Below are 19778 nucleotides of genomic sequence, written 5' to 3'. Positions count from 1 at the left end.
ATGCAATGCAGCATACATCGGTGACTAGGAGCTCGAAAGGTTCTCAGATCGTTACCTGAGTACCGACCTCCACAACGCGGCCGGTCGGAATCTGGAAGTAGTCCGTCGCGTCATTGGCCGACCGGCTCAACCCGATAAACAGGTGATCCTGCCAGTTCGGCATGCCGGACTGCGACGACGGTTTCAGCGAGCGACGCGACACGAAGAACGACGTGGACATGATGTCGAACTGCCAACCGAGCTTGCGCGCCACGGCGAGGGCCCGAGGCACGTTCGGCGATTCCATGAAGCCGAAGCGCAGCCGCACCTTGGAGAACTTCTCGCTGATCTTCTCCATGCGCACGCGCTCCGCCACATCGACCCGGGGCGTCTGCGCGGTCTCGATGGTCAGGATCACGTTGTGCTCATGCAGCACCTTGTTGTGCTTGAGATTGTGCAAAAGAGCGGTCGGCACCGAGGTCGGATCGCTGGTCAGAAACACCGCGGTGCCCTTGACGATATGCGGCGGCCGCTTCTCCAGGCTGGCGATCAGATCGTCCAGCGGGACCTCGATCTTGCGAGTCTTGAGCATCAGGATCGCCGAGCCGCGCCGCCAGGTCCAGATCGTCACGACCATCGCCGCGCCGAACAGCAGCGGCACCCAGGCGCCCTCCAAGAGCTTCAACAGGTTGGCAGCGAAGAAGGTCATGTCGACGATGACAAACGGCGCAATGACCGCCGCGGCCACCGCGGCGCGCAGGTTCCAGAGCTTCCAGATCACCACGAAGCCCATGATGCCGTCGGCGACCATGGTGGTGGACACCGCGATGCCGTAGGCGGAGGCGAGGTTGCTGGAGGTGCGGAACAGCAGCACCAGCAGCATGACGCCGATCAGCAGCAGCCGGTTGACCCGCGGCAGATAGATCTGCCCGGCATGGCTCTCGGACGTGTAGCGCACTTCGAAACGCGGCAGCAGCCCGAGCTGCACCGCCTGGCTGACCAGCGAGTACGCGCCGGTGATGACGGCTTGGCTCGCGATCACGGTCGCTGCGGTGGCGAGCACCACGAGCGGCAACAGCAGGAGCTCGGGTACCATCCGATAGAACGAGTTCTCGATCGCGGCGGGATCGGACAGCACCAGGGCGCCCTGTCCGAAATAGTTGATCAGCAGCGCCGGGAGCACGAAGAACAGCCACGCCGACTGGATCGGCTTGCGGCCGAAATGTCCGAGATCGGCATAAAGCGCCTCACCGCCGGTAACGGCAAGAAACACCGCGCCGAGCGTGACCAGACCGACGGTGCCGTGCGACAGCAGGAACTGCACTGCGTAATAGGGATTGATGGCGGCGAGGACGGAGGGATCGTCACTGATGTGCACGAGTCCCATGACCGCGAGGCATGCGAACCACGTGACCATGACCGGGCCGAAGGCGGAGGCCACCCGTGCCGTCCCCTTGCTCTGCACCGCAAACAGCACGACCAGGATCATCACGGTCAGCGGCACGACGTAATGCTCGAGCGCGGGCGCTGCGAGCTTGAGGCCTTCGACCGCCGACAGCACCGAGATTGCCGGCGTGATCATCGAATCACCGATGAACATCGAGGCGCCGATCACGCCCAGCGACATCAGGAGCAGGCTGCGGCGTCCCAAGGCGCGCTGTCCGAGCGCCATCAGCGACAGCGTTCCGCCCTCGCCATTGTTGTCGGCCCGTAACAGCAGCAGCACGTATTTGGCTGTCACCACGATGAACAGCGACCACAGGATCAGCGAGAGCACGCCGAGCACGATCATCCGTGACACCGGCTGCCCCTGCGCAGCGCCATGCGCGGCCTCGCGGAAGGCGTACAGGGGTGAGGTGCCGATGTCGCCGAACACGACACCGATGCTGCCAAGCGTCAGCCCCCAGAACCCCGATGTGCTCTTGGTTTCCTGTCCTTCGGTCGATGTGGCGCTGGCCGTCATGTCGCTCGGAACACATTTTCCCTGTTTGGCCCGGCGCGTTTGGACGCAGTCCGGCCCCAGGTCAAGTCTCTACCGTACCAGAGCCTGCCCCTTCCACTGCAACCAAAGAAGCGCTGCCCTCACAGATATCACGCCCCGCCGGGGCCGCCGGTGTGGACGTCCCGCAGCGAATGTCGGGATCCCGCAGACCTGCCAAAGGTTTGCTGTCGGCTGCGGTGGCGTTCACGAGCGCCCATGCGGCAATATGATGCGGCGCAGGGAAGACGACTAGGGCTTCAGGTCCGGCGGCAATGGCGGATCTTCCCGCATCAGCGTGATCGTGACGCGGCGGTTCGCGGACAGCGAAGGGTCGTCCGGAAACAGCGGCTGAGTATCCGCTTTGCCGGACACCGCGAAGATGTGGCTCGCCGGCAGGCCTTCCCGCTCCAGGATCTGGCGCACGGCGTTGGCGCGATCCGCCGACAGGTCGAAACCACCGTAATCGCTGCGGGCCGGAACGAAGCCGGCGGCGGTATGCCCGGTGATCTGAACCCGGAGCGGCGTCGCCTTGAGGGGCGCCGCCAGCTTCTCGATGAGCCGCCGAGTGCGGTCATAGGGCACCTTCGAACCGTCGGCGAACATCGACCGTCCGTCCTGGTCGACGATCTCGAGGTTGAGCCCCTGCTTGGTCTCCTCGAACATGATGTGCTTGGAGATCTCGGTCATCTCCGGCATGTCCTGCAGCGCCTGGCGCAGCGAGGCTGAGGCCAGCGCGAATTGCCGGTCGGTCTTGAGCCTGGCGCCGTTGGTGTGCTGGCGCTCCTCCTGCTCCGGGCTCGGATCGCGCGCCGTCTCCTCCGGCGAGATGTGGGCGGCGTTCTTGAGCTTCGGCCGGGTCGGCAGACCATCGGACTCGACAATGCCCGAATAACGCGACTCCGACTGCACGCCGAACGCATCGCGCATCGAGCCGGCGACGACCTTGAGCTTGTTGTTGTCCATGGTCGAGAATGCGACCAGCATGACGAAGAAGGCGAGCAGCAGCCCCATCAGGTCGGCGAAGGTCACGAACCAGCCGTGACCGCCGCCATGCGCATCGCCCCGTTTCTTCTTGGCCATCTCTCAACCCGCCCCAGATCCCCTTGAGCCCCGCCGATCAGGCCGGCACGGGCTCGCCCTCGGCATGGCGGTGCTTCTCCGGCAGATAGGCCAGCAGCATTTCGCGCACCAAGGCCGGGCTCTTGGAATCGCGGATCATCAGGATGCCGTCGATGATCAGGGTCCGATTGGTCTCCTCGTCGAGCAGCTTGCCGTGCAGCTTGTCGGCGATCGGCAGACAGATGAGATTGGCGACGAGCGCGCCATACAGGGTCGCGAGCAGCGCGGTCGCCATGAACGGGCCGAGCTTCGAGGGGTCGGTCATGTTGGCGAACATCTGCACCATGCCGATCAGCGTGCCGATCATGCCGAAGGCCGGCGCGCAGTCGCCGATCGCGCGGTAGATCTTGCTGCCCTCGTCGAGATGCATCAGGAAGTTGTCGCGGTCGCGCTCGAGATTGTCGCGGATGAATTCGAGGTCGTAGCCGTCGGCCACGTAGCGAATGCCCTTGGCGAGGAACGGCTCGTCGGTCTCGACCTTCTCGAGGCCGACCGGTCCCTGCTTGCGAGCGATCTCGGCGATGCGGGCGAGCTCGTCGACCAACTCGCGGGCCGACAGGCGGCTCATCGTGAACGCGAACTTGATGCCGAGCGGCATGCCGTGCAGCATGGCCCCGAGCGGAAAGCGGATCATGGTGGCGGCGGTCGAGCCGCCGAAGATGATGATCGCAGCGTGGTCGCTGACGAACATCCCGAAGTCACCGCCCAGCAGCATCATGACGGCGATGACGATCATGCCAAACACGAGCCCTGCGCCCGTCATGATATCCATGAGCTTACTCCACCCGCGTACGCGAACCACCGGCCGTCCTGGACGGGCGCGGCGGCCCTGCCCCACGCGCGCTCCACACTAGATGCGCGCAATTAAGGACGAGTTACCGAATTTGGTAGGCATAATGAGACGTAAACGGAAGCCGATGAGCCGCGCATCGGAGACCGTCGGCCGCATTCATGCGGCCGCCGCGCCGGACTTCAGCAGGTTCGCCTCGGCGAACATGACGGCCTGCTCGAACGATTTTTCCATCTTGCGGACCATCTCCAGCATCTGCGCCGGCTCCATCGTCGCCGAGCCGAGCTCGAGCTCGCGCGACAGCCGCGACAGCGCCGCGAAGCCGAACGTCGCCGAGGAGCTCTTGATGGAATGCGCCTCACGCTTCAGCTCGAGGCGATCCTCGAACTTGCTGGCGAGCGTGCCGAACTTGCTGGAGGTGTCGTCCAGGAACGTTCTGAGCACTTCCAGCGCATCCTCCTCGCCGAGCTCGGAGATCAGGATCTGATAGACGGATTCATCGAATTGCACCAAGTCGGTCATGCAACAAGCCTTTCCTTGTTTGTAGCAGTGGCTGCGCGGAGCAGAGCGGCATTCAATCGATCGCGCGTGACCGGCTTGGTCACGAAGTCGTTCATGCCGGCGTCCGTGCACGCCAGGTGATCCTGGCTGGTGGCGTTGGCCGTCAGCGCGATGATGTAGATGTCCTGCGCCGGGGGCGGCAGCGAGCGGATCATCCGCGTCGCCGTCAGCCCGTCCATCTCCGGCATCATCATGTCCATCAGGATGAGGTCGTAGGTTTGCTTCTGCACGGCGGCGACCGCCTGAGTGCCGTTCTCGACCAGCTCATAGCTGTGACCCAGCTTGTCCAGGAGCTTCTTGATCACGAACTGGTTGGTGAGATTGTCCTCGGCCACGAGGATCTTCAGCGGCTCGACGCTGGCCGGGCGCTCCTCCGCCTTTGTCTCACCGACCGGGACGATGGTCGCCTCGGGCGCGCTGACCTGCTCGACGTCGGGCTGCGGCTGAGGCTGGACCTGGATGGAAAAGGTGAAGGTGCTGCCTTCGCCGACCTTGCTCTGCACCTTGATGTCACCGCCCATGCAGGTGACGAGGCGCTTGCAGATCGCGAGCCCAAGCCCGGTGCCGCCGAAGCGGCGCGAGATCGAGTTGTCGACCTGCGAGAACTGCTTGAACAGGCGGCCGACGGCTTCCGCCGGAATGCCGACGCCGGTGTCGGCGACGGAGAACACCAGGGTCAGGTTCGGCCCGGCGAGATCCTCGGCCCGCACGTCGATATGAACGCTGCCGGCTTCGGTGAATTTGAGCGCATTGCCGACGAGATTGAACAGCACCTGCCGTAGCCGGGCGGGATCGCCGACCACGTAGTTCGGCACCTCCGGCGCGATCGACGTCGTCAGCTGCAGTCCCTTCTCCCTTGCGCGCGACACCAGCAGTTCGGCGGTCGCGGTCACCGAACGGTGCAGGTCGAACTCGATGTGCTCGATCTCCAGCCGATCGGCGTCGAGCTTGGAGAAGTCGAGAACGTCGTTGAGCAATTGCAGCAGGTAATCCGCCGATTCACGCAAGGTGGTCGCGATCTTGCGCTGCTCCGGCGCGAGATCGGCCGACAGCAGGAGATCGGCCAAGCCGATGACGCCGTTCATGGGCGTGCGGATCTCGTGGCTCATCATCGCCAGGAATTCCGAACGCGCCCGGGTGCCGGCTTCCGCCGCATCGCGCGAGGCGGCAAGGCCCGCCTGGTAGCGCGCGATCAGGACCGTGATGATGCCGATCACGACGGTCAGCAGCGCTCCCACCAGCAGATCGCGATCGCGATTGACCTTGAAGGCGCTGAAGATCTCCTCGGACGCCTGGCCGACGATGACCACCAGCGGCTGCTCCTTGATGCGCTGGAAGGTGTAGATGCGGGATACGCCGTCGATCAGACTCTTGAACGTGTAGGAGCCGCTGTCCTTCTGCTGGATGGCGGTCATCACCGGACTGCCGGCGAGCGAGGATCCGACGCCGGCGGGACCCGCCGAGGCGCGCGCGCGCACGATGCCGTCGAGGCCGACGAGCGTGACGTTGCCCTTCTTGCCGAGATCAACCGTGTTGTAGAAGCTCGACAGATATTCCGGATCGAGCGAGACCACGACGACACCGCCGAACGAGCCGTCCGGCATGACGATCCGCCGCGTCAGCTGGATCGACCATCTGTTGGAGACGCGCCCGAAGATCGGCTTGCTGATGAAGAGGAAGTCATCCTTGCCGTCGGCGTGGACGCGGAAGTGCTCGCGATCGCGGAGGTCGAGCCCGCGCATTTTCGGATCGATGTTGCTGGACAGCATGATGCCGTCCTTGCCGATCACGACCACCTGGAACGAGAAGTCGGACAAGAACTGGCTGTTCTTCGACCAGAGCGACATGTCGAAGTTCTGCGGATCCTTGGCATAGGAATCACGGACATAGCGCAGGGTCTGGTCCGCGGCGCGGATCGAGCGGATGATCTGCTCCTCGAAGGCACGCGCCAGATTGGAGCCGTTCTTGAGCGCCGACTGTTCGGTGCGCGCGTATTCTTCCGAGATCGTATAAAAGATGCCGGACCACACCAGCGCGATCGCCGACAGGCCGATCACCGCGCTGCCGAAATGCCCGATCAGCCGCACCACCCTGTCGACGGCCCGGTCGAGCCGGCCGAACAACGGCATCGATTTCGATATCAGCCTGCGCATGTCTCTCGCCCTCGAAAGACATGCCTATCCGGACAGGCTAGCCATCAGGTAAAGCTTGATGGATAAAATCTTCTCAACGAGCGAGAGCCGCTTAACCCTCGGCCGATCGGGCGGACTGACGGGTAATCAGTCACCGAAATCGCGCGTTTGAGCTGGCGTCGACGCCTCGCCCCCGTAATCGTCCGGGTGCGCTCGTCGGCCGGGCCGAGGCCGGCATTGCCGGCGAATGCCGCACCGTCGCGCGGTGCGGCCCTTGAACGTGCTGCGAGCAGCCGTGCTCAGTGAATCTCGGCCGAGCGCTTCAGCGCGGCCTTCAGCTTCTCGAGCGAGAAATCCGCCGATCGCGCGATCTCCAGGATCGGCGTCTCGCGGCGGGCGCATAGCTCGGCCGCCTCGGGCAGCTTGGCGGCGATGTCATGGGGGATCACGATCGCGCCGTGACGATCGGAATGGATCAGATCGTCGGAGCGCACCGTCATCCCGGCAACGCGGACCTCGCCGCCGAAGCTTTCTGCATGAACCCACGCGTGCGAGGGTCCGATCGAGCCCGCCAGCGCCTGGAAGCCATCAGCCCATTGCGGAATGTCGCGGATCGATCCGTCGGTGATCACGCCGAGGCAGCCGAGCGCCTTGTGCACGCTGCTCTGCACCTCGCCCCAGAACGCGCCGTAGCCGATATCGGGGCCGTCGATGTCCTGGATCACCACAATGCGGGGGCCATGGCCGGTGCCGACATATTCATAGTAGTCGGTGCGCCGCCTCGCCTGCTCCTCGGCGGGCAGGCCGGACTTGACCACGGACCGGATCGTCGCGGTGCGGGCGTAGCCGACCATCGGCGGCAGATCTGGGAACGGACAGACCAGCGGCTTGGTGGTGTAGCCGATCAGGCGGCGCTCGGGCGCCACGATCTCCATGGCGTTGCAGATCGTCGGGGTGTCGTAGCGCGCGAGCGCCTCGAGGACGGAAGCAGCGAGGGGCGCGGCGGCAGAGCTTGTCACAGGCGTTTTCTCCGGATGCTGCGGACAGACGTGATCGCCGTCCTTGCATCCGGTATAACTGACGCGTCCTAAGCGGCAAAGCTTCGGGCCGAACTACGGCCCTGCGCTCAGTGCAGACGATCCGGTGCTCGCGGCTCCTGCTCGGCCGGCGCGCCTGCAGGCACAAAGGGCGCCGCCGACGTCGAGGGCGATTGCGCTGCCACGCCGGCGTCGCCAAGAGCTGCGGCATGCCGCGCCGCCTGCTGACGGTACAGCCGCCAGCCGAACGGCAGGCTGAGCATATAGAGGATCGAGCCTGCCGACAGGATGTGCCAGGGATAGACCACCAGCAGCGCGACGAAGAACACCACGGCGGCGAACACCGGCAGCACGAGCTCAGGCGAGACGCGCATCCGCGCGGTCTTGCCGGAGAACACGGGCAGCCGCGACACCATCAGGAAGGCGATCAGCAGCGTGTAGAACGCGGTCACCAGCGCGGGCGGCTTCGGCAGGTCCAGAAACGCGAGATAGACCGGCAGCAGCACCGTGATAGCGCCGAGCGGCGCCGGCACGCCGGTGAAGAAATTGGCGGCGAAGGGCGGCTTGTTGGGGTCGTCGATGCTGGCATTGAAGCGCGCCAGCCGCAGCCCGCCGCTGATGGCGTACATCATGGCGGCGATCCAGCCGCCGTCGCGCAGTTCGTGAAGCTGCCAGAAATACAGGATCAGGCCCGGTGCCACGCCGAAATTCACGAAATCGGCCAGGCTATCGAGCTCGGCACCGAACTTCGACTGCCCCTTGATCATGCGCGCGATGCGGCCGTCGATACCATCCAGGAAGGCGGCGAAGACGATGGCCCCGACCGCGAGCTCCATCCGGCCCTCGGTCGACAGCCGGATCGCGGTCAAGCCGGCGCAGATCGCCAGCAGGGTGATCATGTTCGGCACCAGCAGCCGCACCGGGATCGGGCGGAAGCGGCGACGGCGCAGTTCGGAAGAGTTCGGATCGAAGCTCATGATCACACCGCAGAGTGGCAGGTCTCGACCTTGTGCCGGATCGCGACCCAAGGTCCCGTTAATGAGTCACACCGGCCCGGCGACGGTTCACTGGCTCCGGAAGCTCAGTCCGGGCACCGCCACGTCGAAATCGGCCAGGATGGTTTCGCCGGCAATGGCGGTCTGGCCTTCCGAGACCAGAACCTCCGTGCCGTCGGGCAGATAGACGTCGAGGCGCGAGCCGAACCTGATCAGCCCGAAGCGCTCCCCGGCCCCGACGGTCTGGCCTTCACGGACGAACGACACGATCCGCCGCGCCACGAGACCGGCGATCTGGACCACGCCGATCTTGCCGTGCGGCGTCGAGATCGCCAGCGAGTTGCGCTCATTGTCCTCGCTGGCCTTGTCCAGCTCGGCATTGATGAAGGCGCCGGGACGGTAGGAGATCTTCTCGATCCGGCCGGCAATCGGGCTGCGGTTCACATGCACGTTGAACACGCTCATGAAGATCGAAACGCGCAACAGCGGCCGGTCGCCGAGGCCGAGCTCGGCCGGCGGCAGTGCCCGCGTGATCATGGAGATGCGCCCGTCGGCCGGCGCCACCACCAGCCCGTCCCGCTGCGGCGTCACCCGGATCGGATCGCGGAAGAACAGCGCGCACCAGACGGTGAGCAAGGTGCCGATCCAGCCGAGCGGCGTGAAGATCCAGAACAGGACCAGACTGGCCAGGGCGAAGCCCCCGATGAACGGATAGCCCTCGGGATGGATCGGCGGAATCTGTGCGCGGATGGAGTTGCTGATCGACATGGCCTGCTTCGTTGAGATGTCGTCCCTCTGACCTCAGAGCGGACCGCCGCCTTGACTAGGTCGATGCGCGGCGAAGGTCAAAATGATTCCTTAACTGTGGATCAAGGCGGTTCGCGGGCTTATTCGGCCGCTGTGGCGACCGGATCCGTCGCCGCGGGCGGATTGCGGTTCGGCGCAGCAGCGTCGTCGCCGATCTGCGCCAGCTTCTCGCGCGCCTCCTCGGCCTCGCGCTGCCGGTTCCACATGCCGGCATACAGCCCGCCTCTCGCCAGCAGATCGGCATGGGTGCCCCGCTCGGCGATCCGGCCGCGGTCCAGCACAATGATCTCGTCCGCCGCCACGATGGTCGAGAGCCGGTGCGCGATCACCAGCGATGTGCGGTTGCGCGACACGCCGTCGAGCGCCTCCTGGATCTCGTGCTCGGTATGGCTGTCGAGCGCCGAGGTGGCCTCGTCGAGCACCAGAATCGGCGGTCCCTTCAGAATCGTCCGGGCGATCGCCACCCGCTGCTTCTCGCCGCCGGACAGCTTGAGGCCACGTTCGCCGACCTGGGTCTCATAGCCCTTGGGCGCCATCCGGATCAGGCCGTCGATCTGGGCCAGCCGCGCCGCCGCCTCGACGGCGGCATCGTCGGCGTCCCAGCGGCCGTAGCGGATGTTGTAGCGGATGGTGTCGTTGAACAGCACCGTGTCCTGCGGCACCATGCCGATCTGGGCGCGCAGCGACACCTGGGTGACGTCGCGGATGTCCTGCCCGTCGATCAGGATGCGGCCGCCGGAGACGTCATAGAGGCGGAACAGCAGCCGCGAGATGGTCGACTTGCCGGCGCCGGAGGTACCGACGATGGCGACCGTCTTGCCGGCCGGCACCTCGAAGCTCAGCCCTTGCAGGATTGGCCGCTCCGGCTCGTAGGCGAAGCGGACGTCCTCGAAGCGGACATGGCCCGATGTCACGACCAGCGGCGTCGCCCCAGGCGCGTCCTTGACCTCCGCATCCCTGGTGAGCACGCCGAACATCATCTCGATGTCGATGATCGCCTGCTTGATCTCGCGATAGACCATGCCCATGAAGTTCAGCGGCTGGTACAGCTGGATCATCATGCTGTTGATCATGACGAAGTCGCCGACCGTGTTGCGCCCCTGGCGCACGCCCTGCGCGCACATCAGCATCGCGACCGTGAGCCCGATCGTGAAGATCACGGCCTGCCCGGCATTCAACACCGCCAGCGAGGTGTAGGTCTTCACGCTGGCGCGCTCATATCGCTCCATCGAGCGGTCGTAGCGCTCGGCCTCGCGCGCCTCAGCGCCGAAATACTTCACCGTCTCATAGTTGAGAAGCGAGTCGATCGCCTTGGTGTTGGCGTCGGTATCTGAGTCGTTCATGCGGCGACGGATCTCGATGCGCCACTCAGTCGCGATGTAGGTGTAGTAGAGATAGGCCGCGACCATGGTCAGCGTCACCAGCACGTAGCGCCAGTCGAACTGCCACAGCAGCACGGCGGTCAGCAGCGAGACCTCGACGATGGTCGGGATCAGCTGCAGGATCACCATCCGCACGATGGTCTCGATCGCATTGCGGCCGCGCTCGAGCACGCGCGTCAATCCGCCGGTCTTGCGCTCCAGATGAAAGCGCAGCGACAATTCGTGCATGTGGACGAAGGTGATGGTCGCGAGCTTTCGCACCGCATGCATCGCGACGCGGGCGAAAATACCGTCGCGCCATTGCGTCAGTACCGCCATCAGCACGCGCATCGCGCCGTAGCTCGCGGTCATCACGATCGGCGAGGCGACCAGCCAGAACGCCCAGTCGTCCGGCTTGATCGGCGCGGTGTTCGCGCCCGTCAGCGCGTCGGTGGCCCATTTGAAGGTGAAGGGCAGCACCAATGTCGCGACCTTGGCCGCGAGCAGCAGCACCACAGACCACAACACCCGCATCTTCAGATCGGCGCGATCGCTCGGCCAGATGAAGGGCCAGAGATGCCGCAGCGTGCCAGCCAGCGTTCCCTGCTCCAGGGACGCGGGCGGCTGAGCGGCGCCGTGATGGGGGGAGGAATCAGGAGGCATCAAGCGATCTGGAACAGCGAGGGTCTTGGCATGTTGGGATGCCGGGCGTTGCCTGCGTCATATAGAGTGTCCGTGCGCGGGATGCACCCGTGTACCCACGGAAACCGTTGCGGCGGCGCAGTATTTGCATATTTGTTTTCAGACAACTGGACCGAAACCGTCCGCATCACACGATGAAATCCCGGGAATTCACCCCGTCCGCCTCCGTCTTGACGCCTTTCAGCTGCAGTGTCACATCCATCACATGACTGAAATCCGCACCGTCTGTGTCTATTGCGGCTCCGGCCCGGGCACCAATCCAAGCTTCATCGAATCGGCGAAAGCACTTGGCAAGGCGCTCGCCGACAACGGCGTCAGGCTCGTCTATGGCGGCGGCTCCATCGGCATGATGGGCGCGGTCGCCAAGGCTGTACTCGATCACGGCGGCGACGTCACCGGCATCATCCCTGACTTCCTGGTGAAGAAGGAGGTCATGATGCCGCTGAAGGATCTCATCGTCACGCCCGACATGCATGAGCGCAAACGGCTGATGTTCGAGCACTCCGATGCGTTTGTGGCGCTGCCCGGCGGCATCGGCACCCTCGAGGAGCTGGTCGAGCAGCTCACCTGGAAGCAGCTCGGACGCCACGCCAAGCCTGTCCTGATGGCCAATATCGACGGCTTCTGGGAGCCGCTGTTCGCCCTGCTCGCCCACATGCGGGAAACCGAGTTCATCCGCCCCGGCTTCCAGATCGAGCTGCTCAAGGCCGACCGCACCGAGGACATCCTGCCGCGGCTGCGCGAGGCCGCCGCCCGCGTCGCCAAGGAAGAAACCGAGATGGCGCCGGAGATCGCCAAGCGACTGTGACGCCCTACTCGTTTGGAAACGTCACCGCCTCGATCCGGTTACCATCCGGATCGAGCACGAAGGCCGCATAATAGCGCACGCGGTCATGCGGGCGCAGACCTGGTGCGCCGTCCGAAATTCCGCCCGCCTCCAGCGCCGCCGCATGGAATGCATCGACCTCGGCAGCGCCCTTGGCGCGCAAGCAGAGATGCGAGCCGGTGTCGGCCGGCACGCGCGCCATCGCCGGGCGCAGGTTGATCCAGAGTTCCGGATAGGTTTTGCCGAAGCCGATGGTGGCAGGCCGCTCGATCAGCCGGGTCATGCCGAGCGGCGCCAGCGCAAGCTCGTAGAAGCGCGCGCTGCGGGCGAGGTCGCTGACGCCGACGGAAACGTGGTCGATCATGCGTTAACTCCCCGCTCTCTTCATTCGTCATTTCCAGCAGCGAAGCGACGAAGCAGATCCAGAACCGTGGGCGGGACTCTGGATTGCTTCGCTTCGCTCGCAACGACGGCTCCTCATTGTCACCCTGGCGCGCCTGATTTCACCAGCTTGTAGAACACCGAATCCATCAGCGCCTGGAACGAGGCATCGATGATGTTGGGCGACACGCCAACCGTGGTCCAGCGCTCGCCGGTCTCGTCAGCGCTCTCGATTAGCACCCGCGTCACCGCCTCGGTGCCGCCATTGAGGATGCGGACGCGGTAGTCGATCAGCTTGAGGCCGTCGATGAAGCCCTGGTACTTGCCGAGGTCCTTGCGCAGCGCGACATCGAGTGCGTTGACCGGCCCATTGCCTTCGGCCGCGGAGATCAGCCGTTCGCCGGCGACGTCGACCTTGACCACCGCAAGCGCCACCGTGACGCGATCGCCGAGCGCGTTGTAGCGCTGCTCGACATTGACGTCGAACTGCTCGACCCGGAAATACTCCGGCACGGAGCCGAGCGTACGCCGCGCCAGCAGCTCGAAGGAGGCGTTTGCGGACTCATAGGCATAGCCCAAGGCCTCGCGCTCCTTCAGCTCCTCCACCAGCCGCGTCAGCTTCGGATCGCTCTTGCTGAAGGGAATGCCGCCGCGCTCCAGCGCTGCGATCACGTTGGAACGGCCGGCCTGGTCCGACACCAGCACCTTGCGATGATTACCGACGCTCTCAGGCAGCACATGCTCGTAGGTGTGCGGATCCTTCAGCACCGCGGAGGCATGGATGCCGGTCTTGGTGACGAATGCGCTCTCGCCGACGTAAGGCGCATGCCGGTTCGGCGCGCGGTTGAGCATGTCGTCGAGCGTGCGTGACACCTTCATCAGTCCGCCGAGCTGCTGGTCGGAGACGCCGATCTCGAACTGGTCGGCGAACTCCGCCTTCAGCTTCAGCGTCGGGATCAGCGAGCACAGATTGGCATTGCCGCAGCGCTCACCGAGCCCATTCAACGTGCCCTGGATCTGCCGAACGCCGGCCCGCACCGCGGCCAGCGAGTTCGCCACGGCCTGTTCGGTGTCGTTATGGGCGTGAATGCCGAGATGATCGCCTGGCACATGCTTGGCGACCTCGCCGACGATGGCTTCGATCTCGTGCGGCATGGTGCCACCATTGGTGTCGCACAGCACGACCCAGCGCGCGCCGGCCTCATAGGCGGCTCGGGCGCAGGCCAGCGCGAACTCGGCGTTCTCCTTGTAGCCGTCGAAGAAATGCTCGCAGTCGAGCATCACCTCGCGCCCGGCCGCCTTGGCCGCTGTCACGCTGTCGCGGATCGAGGCGAGATTCTCCTCGTTGGTCGTCTCGAGCGCGACGCGAACCTGATAGGCCGAGGACTTGGCAACGAAGCAGATCGCATCCGCCTTGGCGTCGAGCAGCGCCGCGACGCCGGGATCGTTGGACACCGACCGCCCTGCACGCCGCGTCATGCCGAAGGCCGTGAAACGGGCATGTCCGAGCTTGGGCTTCGTCGCGAAGAACTCGCTGTCGAGCGGATTGGCGCCGGGATAGCCGCCCTCGACATAGTCGATGCCGAGATCGTCGAGCATGCGCGCAATGACCTGCTTGTCGGCCAGCGTGAAGTCGACCCCGTTGGTCTGCGCACCGTCGCGCAACGTCGTATCGAACAGATAAAGTCGCTCTCTGCTCATGACTGCGCTCCCGCGCCGAGGGCCTTTTTCATCGTGGTGTTGGCGAGCCACTCGCCGTTGATGGAGACGCTGTTGCGCTGCTGCGCGACGTAGCCGCGCTTCCTGAAAAACTCCACCGCAGTGTCGCTGGCATCCACCACCAGCCCCGTCGTGCCGCGAGCGCCGGCAAGCTTCTCCAGCGCATCGCACAGCAGCGCGCCGACGCCCTGCCCCGCGACGCTCGGATGCACGTAGAGCATGTCGATGTGATCGTTGCCCTTCAACGACGCGAAACCGACCGGCGCGCCTTTCAGGGTCGCGATCAAGGTCAGCGTCGACGCCAGCTTCTTGCCAAAACCCGCCTCGTCGTCGGCAGCGGCGGCCCAGGCCTCCTGCTGCTCCTCGCTGTAATCGTCCGAGGTCAACTGCTGGATGCTGGCGACGAAGATCGCCGCGAGCAGCGGCGTATCGGCAGCGAGAAACGGCCGGAGCGCCGCCTTCGGAAGAGCCTGTCCCATCGTCTCACCAGAGTCCATAAAGCTTCGTGACCAATGCAACCGCGCCTGCGATCACCGCGAGCTTGAGCAGGATGTAGTACAGCCAGTGCCGCGGGAACGGCGTATCGGGCCTCTTCATCGCGCGATCTCCCAGGTCGTGACCGGCTTGCCGTCGGCGCCCTTGCCATCCTTGAGCACGACGCCCATCGCCGCGAGCTCATCGCGAATGCGGTCGGACTCCTTGAAGTCCTTGCGCGCACGGGCGGCGGTGCGCTCGGCGATCAGGCCATCGACCTTGCCAGCGTCGACGCCACGCGCCTGCTGCTTGCGCGCCTCCCATTGCGCCGCTGTTTCGGACAGAAAGCCGAAATAGCGCAACGAGCCGGCAAATGCGGCGCGAGCGGCGTCATCCCCGGACGACGCCCGTCCGCGCAACGCGTGCAGCTCCGCGATCATCAGCGGCGTATTGACGTCGTCCAGCAGCGCGGCGATGACCGCGGGCTCAGGCTGCTCGCCGGACGCATCGGCCGCGACGCGATACCATTCGTCGAGCGTCTTCGCACTCTCCTCCAGGCCCTTGACCGTCCAATCAGCCGGCGAGCGGTAGTGCATCTTGAGCATGTTGAGGCGCAGCACCTCGCCCGGCCAGTCCGCCAGCAGGTCGCGGATGGTGACGAAGTTGCCGAGGCTCTTCGACATCTTCGCACCCTCGACCTGGACGAACTCGTTGTGCAGCCAGTAGTTCGCCATGACGGAAGTGCCATGGGCGCAGCGCGACTGCGCGATCTCATTCTCGTGATGCGGGAAAATCAGGTCGAGACCGCCGCCATGGATGTCGAAGACGTCACCGAGATAGGCCGCGCTCATCGCCGAGCATTCGATGTGCCAGCCGGGACGGCCGCGGCCCCACGGGCTGTCCCAGCCGGGCTCGTCATCGGACGACTGCTTCCATAGCACGAAATCGGCTGCATCCTTCTTGTGCGCATCGACCGCGACGCGGGCGCCGGCGAGCTGTTCGTCGAGCTTGCGGCCTGACAGCGCGCCATAGTCCGGCATCGATCGGGTATCGAACAGAACCTCGCCCGCAGCCTCATAGGCATGCCCGCGCGCGATGAGCTGCTGGATCAACGTCACCATGTCGGCCTTGCCGTCGGCGCGCGGCAATACGAAATCGGTCGCGCGCGGCTCGAAGGTCGGCGGCAGGCTGCCGAGCGCAGCGGTGTCGCTGCGAAACTGATTGGCTGTGACCTCGGTGACCTTCCGAATCGCCTCGTTCAGCGGCAGCCCCGGATAGTCACGGGCGGCCCGCGCATTGATCTTGTCGTCGACGTCCGTGATGTTGCGGACATAGGTGACGTGATCCTTGCCATAGAGATGCCGCAGCAGACGAAACAGCACGTCGAAGACGATCACGGGCCGCGCATTGCCGATATGGGCGAAGTCGTAGACCGTCGGTCCGCAGACATACATGCGGACATTGTTCGGATCGAGCGGCACGAAGGGGCGCTTCTCCCGCGACGCGGTGTCGTACAAACGCAAGTCCATGGTCAGTCCCCGAATGCCTCAGTCCCGAATGCCTGTGCCCGCGTCTCGCCAAGCGAGACGCAACGGGTGTCCTCCGCCAGATGACGGCCCGAAGACGGGCGGCCACGGCAAACAGCACGCTTCCGACCTGCCGGCCGGGCGTCCTGATCATCTCTGTTGAGAAAAGACGGCCTCAGCCAGCGAATCGCTAGCGCGTAATCTCGCGGCAAATGCAGCAGATGGCGAGGAAACCGTTCATGGGTTTCACCATGATGCAGCGGGATGTTGCCGTCAAGAGCCGCAAATCGGCCGCTTTCACCGCCCAAATCGTCCCGCCCTGCCTCATGGTTAATCATTTTTAACCTTTTTGGCCTAACCGTGAGTTGTAGCCATCATCGACCGGTGCACCATGCGCTTCTCCTCGGGCCTGCTCGCCTGCTGTGTCCTCCTCGCCGCCGCGACCACCGCCTCGGCAGAGAGCCGAATCTTCATCATCGCCAACGAAGCCGACGGCTATGGCGTCGACCAGTGCCTGGCCAAGGGCGACAAATGCGGCGCCCCGGCCGCCCGCTCCTACTGCCAATCACGGGATTTTGCACAGGCCTCCTCCTACCGCCGCGTCGACCCCGACGAGATCACCGGTTCGGTGCCGAAAGCCGGCGCGAACTGCGCTCATGGGGGCTGCAGCGAGTATGTCGCGATCACCTGCCAGCGCTGACGGCCCCGGGAACGACTGTTCCCGCCACGCCGGCGCCCCGGAATCGACGTGACGCTGCCCGACAAAGCGGCTATGGGATGCGCGCCGCTGCCGCGATTTTTCCGAATTCTGTGCTCGTCCCGCGGCAGCACCCATGGACCGGAATACCGCATCTTGATCGCATCCCTGTCTCCGCGCCTGTTGGCCTGCACCGCGCTGCTCGGACTGACCCTGACCGGCTCGCACGCCCTGGCGCAATCCAGCTCCGATTCCTACGCGCAGATGGCCCCGGGTCAGCCGCAGGCCGGCGTCAATCCGATCTGTCCGCGTCTCGAGGCTCAGCTCGCCTCGATCGACCGTGGCGGTGGCGGCGGCGATCCGGCACGCGAGGACCAGATTCGGCGCTATCAGGACGCTGCCGCCAAGCAGCAGGCCGAGCTCGACCGAGTCAGCATGCAGGCCAAGCGCATGGGCTGCGACAGCCCCGGTTTCTTCTCGATCTTCAACGGTCGCGCGGCCGAATGCCAACCGGTCAACAATCAGATCCAGCAGATGCGCTCCAATCTGGACCAGATCACCGGCAGCCTGGAGCGGCTGCGCGGCGGCGGGTTCGGCGGCGAACGCGACAACCAGCGTCGCTCGGTGCTGGCCGCGCTCGGACAGAACAATTGCGGGCCGCAGTACCAGCAATATGCGAATCGTGGTGGCGGCGGAAACGCCGGCGGCAATTTCCTGACCAGCTTGTTCGGTGGCGGCGCCGACAGCAACCCGGCGGCCTCGCTGCCGCCGCCGAGCGCCGATCTCGCCGCCCCGCAGGGCACCTACCGCACCGTCTGCGTGCGCACCTGCGACGGCGCCTATTTCCCGATCTCGTTTGCCACCGTTCCCGGCCGCTTCGCCGATGACGAGCGCGCCTGCAAGGCGCAATGCCCCGCCGCCGATGCGACCTTGTTCACCTATCGCAATCCCGGCGAGGACATGAACCAGGCGGTGTCGGTCAACGGCCAGTCGTACACCGCGCTGCCGAACGCGTTCAAATATCGCACCGAGTTCAACCCATCCTGCTCGTGCAAGGCGCCAGGCCAGACCTGGGCGGATGCGCTGAAGTCGATCGACGAGAGGGCCTCGGCCGCCGAGCAGGGTGACATCATCGTCACCGAGGAGAGCGCCAAGCGGATGCAGCAGCGCCAGACCGGCAAGCCTGTCGCCGGCAAGAAAGGCGCTGCGCCCGCAGATGCGGCTCCGGCAACCACGACCGCCGACACCACGACCGGCGCCGGCGGCGACAAGCAGATCCGCACGGTCGGCCCGACCTTCATCCCGGCGCGCTGAGCAGTCTCGCCGGGTCATCTGCATCATCCTTCGATCTCAGCGCGGGCGATGAGATCGGGCAAGATCACCTCACCCGACGGCCCGCGCGCGTCCGCAGGTGTCCAGCGATTGCGCAGCACGGCCAGGCGAACAGCCTGCGCCGAGGTGATGTTGCCGAGCGCAGCGAAGATGCCCCGCCGGCCGGCGATCTCGCCGCTGGCATCGACGGCAAGCGCGCCCGATTGATTCGCCAGTGCCGCAAGCAACGTGCCGCGGAGCCGCGCCAGCAGATCACGGTGGGCATCGTCCGGCAGCGGGCCAGTCAGGGTCTTTTCAACGCCTTCGATGGCCGCCGCGATCGGCATGATCTCGGCGGCCACGCCGAGCAGCGCCGCGGACGCGATCGCCTCGTCCCGCAGCCGCTGCGGCGTGTCCGGCCCGGACAGCAGCACGGCGCGAATCTTGTCCGCTCCGAGTGCATCGACGGCCAGGGCCAGTGACAGCGCGGATTCGGTGCCTGCCTCCAGGCCCATTATCGCACCCCTGAAGCCTGCCTTGCCGACGCGGTCGCGCAGGCGGAGCACAAGGGCCGCATAGTCCGCCTCGTCGCCCTCGATCAGCTCGGCGACCGGCCCGCTGCACTGCCAGCCGTCATCTCCCCTGCGCCATGTCAGCGTGGTCACATGCTCGACGAAGCCCGGCAACTGAGCGGCGATCGAGAGATCGGCGTTGAGCGCGAAGGACGCGCCGTCGAACACCTCGCCGTCGTAGCCGCCGGTCTGATTGAGCCAGAGCAGCGGCAGGTCGCTTTCGGTGACGCGCGCCACGGCCGCCGACAGCCGCCGGTCACCGTCGCCGCGGATATAGCGCGCAGCGGCCGCGACCATGATCAGTTCGGCGCCGGTCTCGGCCAGCGTCTCGACGACGTTGTCGTCGGAGGGCTGCTCGGGCCAGATGTCCTCGCCGATCGCGACGCCGATACGCACGCCGCGCACGCTGATCGGGCCGGCCGCGGGGCCACGCACGAACAGCCGCTTCTGATCACCCGGCAGATTGGTCTTGAAGCGCGTCGCAGTCACGCGGCCAGCATCAAGCAGCGCGCAGGCGTTGGAGAGCTTGCCGTCTTCGAGCCACGGCGTGCCGATCAGCACCACCGGTCCGCCATCAGCGGTCTCACGCGCCAGAGCTTCGACGGCGCCGCGGCAGTCGGCCTGGACGCTCGACGTCAGCTCCTGCGTAGAGCCGCCGGCGATGAACAGCTCCGGCAGAACCACCAGATCGGCGCCGTCGGCTGCGGCCTTGGCGCGCGCCTGGCGCGCCTTTGCCGCATTGCCCGCGACATCGCCCGCGGTCGGGTTCAGCTGGGCCAGCGTGATCCGGAAGCTATCAGCGGCCATC

Annotated in this window: 17 protein-coding genes; 3 read left to right on the top strand and 14 right to left on the bottom strand. The window is 65.5% G+C overall.

Translation table 11 applies throughout. From position 1 onward, the window contains the following. Positions 1 to 43: 43 nt before the first annotated feature. The 9 genes from HL666_RS31550 to HL666_RS31510 form a co-directional block, all read right to left on the bottom strand. A complete protein-coding gene (locus HL666_RS31550; protein ID WP_172113451.1) occupies positions 44 to 1942 on the bottom strand; it encodes a potassium transporter Kup in 1899 nt (632 codons plus the stop codon). 267 nt (positions 1943 to 2209) lie between these two features. Next, positions 2210 to 3040: an OmpA/MotB family protein gene (locus tag HL666_RS31545; RefSeq protein ID WP_172113450.1), complete on the bottom strand. Its 831-nt coding sequence runs from the start codon at positions 3038 to 3040 to the stop codon at positions 2210 to 2212. Positions 3041 to 3077: 37 nt separating this feature from the next. Then, positions 3078 to 3851 carry a motility protein A gene (locus HL666_RS31540; RefSeq protein WP_172113449.1) on the bottom strand — a complete coding sequence of 258 codons (774 nt, stop codon included), beginning with the start codon at positions 3849 to 3851 and terminating at the stop codon, positions 3078 to 3080. Positions 3852 to 4028: 177 nt separating this feature from the next. After that, on the bottom strand, positions 4029 to 4391 hold the full coding sequence (locus HL666_RS31535; protein WP_172113448.1) for an Hpt domain-containing protein: 363 nt from the start codon (positions 4389 to 4391) through the stop codon (positions 4029 to 4031). Beyond that, positions 4388 to 6583 (bottom strand): hybrid sensor histidine kinase/response regulator, encoded by a 2196-nt coding sequence (locus HL666_RS31530; protein WP_172113447.1) that lies wholly within the window; start codon positions 6581 to 6583, stop codon positions 4388 to 4390. The genes HL666_RS31535 and HL666_RS31530 overlap by 4 nt, the downstream gene beginning before the upstream one ends. Positions 6584 to 6861: 278 nt before the next feature. Then, on the bottom strand, positions 6862 to 7581 hold the full coding sequence (locus HL666_RS31525) for an RraA family protein (protein WP_172185438.1): 720 nt from the start codon (positions 7579 to 7581) through the stop codon (positions 6862 to 6864). A gap of 107 nt (positions 7582 to 7688) precedes the next feature. Next, complete coding sequence (locus HL666_RS31520; RefSeq protein WP_172134332.1) at positions 7689 to 8576, bottom strand: CDP-alcohol phosphatidyltransferase family protein; 888 nt, start codon at positions 8574 to 8576, stop codon at positions 7689 to 7691. Positions 8577 to 8663: 87 nt separating this feature from the next. Next, on the bottom strand, positions 8664 to 9380 hold the full coding sequence (locus HL666_RS31515) for a phosphatidylserine decarboxylase (protein ID WP_311976770.1): 717 nt from the start codon (positions 9378 to 9380) through the stop codon (positions 8664 to 8666). Positions 9381 to 9481: 101 nt separating this feature from the next. After that, on the bottom strand, positions 9482 to 11425 hold the full coding sequence (locus HL666_RS31510) for an ABCB family ABC transporter ATP-binding protein/permease (RefSeq protein ID WP_172185436.1): 1944 nt from the start codon (positions 11423 to 11425) through the stop codon (positions 9482 to 9484). A gap of 244 nt (positions 11426 to 11669) precedes the next feature. On the opposite strand from HL666_RS31510, the gene HL666_RS31505 reads away from it, so the two are divergent. Then, a complete protein-coding gene (locus HL666_RS31505; RefSeq protein ID WP_172113442.1) occupies positions 11670 to 12272 on the top strand; it encodes an LOG family protein in 603 nt (200 codons plus the stop codon). A 4-nt stretch (positions 12273 to 12276) separates the two neighbouring features. Here the strand turns inward: HL666_RS31505 and HL666_RS31500 are convergent, their stop codons facing one another. From HL666_RS31500 to cysS, 4 genes are all read right to left on the bottom strand, one after another. Beyond that, positions 12277 to 12654 carry a VOC family protein gene (locus HL666_RS31500; protein ID WP_172134335.1) on the bottom strand — a complete coding sequence of 126 codons (378 nt, stop codon included), beginning with the start codon at positions 12652 to 12654 and terminating at the stop codon, positions 12277 to 12279. A 119-nt stretch (positions 12655 to 12773) separates the two neighbouring features. Beyond that, positions 12774 to 14372, bottom strand: coding sequence for a citramalate synthase (gene cimA, locus HL666_RS31495; RefSeq protein ID WP_172185434.1), 1599 nt, complete (start codon positions 14370 to 14372; stop codon positions 12774 to 12776). Further along, positions 14369 to 14869 carry a GNAT family N-acetyltransferase gene (locus HL666_RS31490; protein ID WP_172113439.1) on the bottom strand — a complete coding sequence of 167 codons (501 nt, stop codon included), beginning with the start codon at positions 14867 to 14869 and terminating at the stop codon, positions 14369 to 14371. The genes cimA and HL666_RS31490 overlap by 4 nt, the downstream gene beginning before the upstream one ends. 114 nt (positions 14870 to 14983) lie before the next feature. Beyond that, the gene (gene cysS, locus HL666_RS31485; protein ID WP_172185432.1) at positions 14984 to 16393 is read right to left on the bottom strand and encodes a cysteine--tRNA ligase; all 1410 of its coding nucleotides are present in this window, start codon (positions 16391 to 16393) and stop codon (positions 14984 to 14986) included. Positions 16394 to 16781: 388 nt separating this feature from the next. Between cysS and HL666_RS31480 the strand changes: the two genes are divergently transcribed. Together HL666_RS31480 and HL666_RS31475 are read left to right on the top strand one after the other, a co-directional pair. Then, positions 16782 to 17090 (top strand): hypothetical protein, encoded by a 309-nt coding sequence (locus tag HL666_RS31480; RefSeq protein WP_172134337.1) that lies wholly within the window; start codon positions 16782 to 16784, stop codon positions 17088 to 17090. Between the two features lie 153 nt (positions 17091 to 17243). Next, positions 17244 to 18401: a DUF2865 domain-containing protein gene (locus HL666_RS31475; RefSeq protein WP_172185430.1), complete on the top strand. Its 1158-nt coding sequence runs from the start codon at positions 17244 to 17246 to the stop codon at positions 18399 to 18401. Positions 18402 to 18424: 23 nt separating this feature from the next. Here the strand turns inward: HL666_RS31475 and HL666_RS31470 are convergent, their stop codons facing one another. Continuing rightward, complete coding sequence (locus HL666_RS31470; RefSeq protein ID WP_172185428.1) at positions 18425 to 19777, bottom strand: nitrilase-related carbon-nitrogen hydrolase; 1353 nt, start codon at positions 19775 to 19777, stop codon at positions 18425 to 18427. Position 19778: the final 1 nt, after the last annotated feature.

The sequence above is a fragment of the Bradyrhizobium aeschynomenes genome (assembly GCF_013178945.1).
Lineage (GTDB): Bacteria > Pseudomonadota > Alphaproteobacteria > Rhizobiales > Xanthobacteraceae > Bradyrhizobium > Bradyrhizobium aeschynomenes.
The sequence above is the reverse complement of the archived record's forward strand: the minus strand, read 5'-3'. Positions and strand labels throughout refer to the sequence as shown.

What these genes read in the sequence shown, in the direction of transcription:
- HL666_RS31550 (WP_172113451.1), bottom strand. Translation starts at nt 1,942, where the DNA reads ATGACGGCCAGCGCCACATCGACCGAAGGACAGGAAACCAAGAGCACA.
- HL666_RS31545 (WP_172113450.1), bottom strand. Translation starts at nt 3,040, where the DNA reads ATGGCCAAGAAGAAACGGGGCGATGCGCATGGCGGCGGTCACGGCTGG.
- HL666_RS31540 (WP_172113449.1), bottom strand. Translation starts at nt 3,851, where the DNA reads ATGGATATCATGACGGGCGCAGGGCTCGTGTTTGGCATGATCGTCATC.
- HL666_RS31535 (WP_172113448.1), bottom strand. Translation starts at nt 4,391, where the DNA reads ATGACCGACTTGGTGCAATTCGATGAATCCGTCTATCAGATCCTGATC.
- HL666_RS31530 (WP_172113447.1), bottom strand. Translation starts at nt 6,583, where the DNA reads ATGCGCAGGCTGATATCGAAATCGATGCCGTTGTTCGGCCGGCTCGAC.
- HL666_RS31520 (WP_172134332.1), bottom strand. Translation starts at nt 8,576, where the DNA reads ATGAGCTTCGATCCGAACTCTTCCGAACTGCGCCGTCGCCGCTTCCGC.
- HL666_RS31510 (WP_172185436.1), bottom strand. Translation starts at nt 11,425, where the DNA reads ATGCCTCCTGATTCCTCCCCCCATCACGGCGCCGCTCAGCCGCCCGCG.
- HL666_RS31505 (WP_172113442.1), top strand. Translation starts at nt 11,670, where the DNA reads ATGACTGAAATCCGCACCGTCTGTGTCTATTGCGGCTCCGGCCCGGGC.
- HL666_RS31500 (WP_172134335.1), bottom strand. Translation starts at nt 12,654, where the DNA reads ATGATCGACCACGTTTCCGTCGGCGTCAGCGACCTCGCCCGCAGCGCG.
- cimA (WP_172185434.1), bottom strand. Translation starts at nt 14,372, where the DNA reads ATGAGCAGAGAGCGACTTTATCTGTTCGATACGACGTTGCGCGACGGT.
- HL666_RS31490 (WP_172113439.1), bottom strand. Translation starts at nt 14,869, where the DNA reads ATGGGACAGGCTCTTCCGAAGGCGGCGCTCCGGCCGTTTCTCGCTGCC.
- cysS (WP_172185432.1), bottom strand. Translation starts at nt 16,393, where the DNA reads ATGGACTTGCGTTTGTACGACACCGCGTCGCGGGAGAAGCGCCCCTTC.
- HL666_RS31480 (WP_172134337.1), top strand. Translation starts at nt 16,782, where the DNA reads ATGCGCTTCTCCTCGGGCCTGCTCGCCTGCTGTGTCCTCCTCGCCGCC.
- HL666_RS31470 (WP_172185428.1), bottom strand. Translation starts at nt 19,777, where the DNA reads ATGGCCGCTGATAGCTTCCGGATCACGCTGGCCCAGCTGAACCCGACC.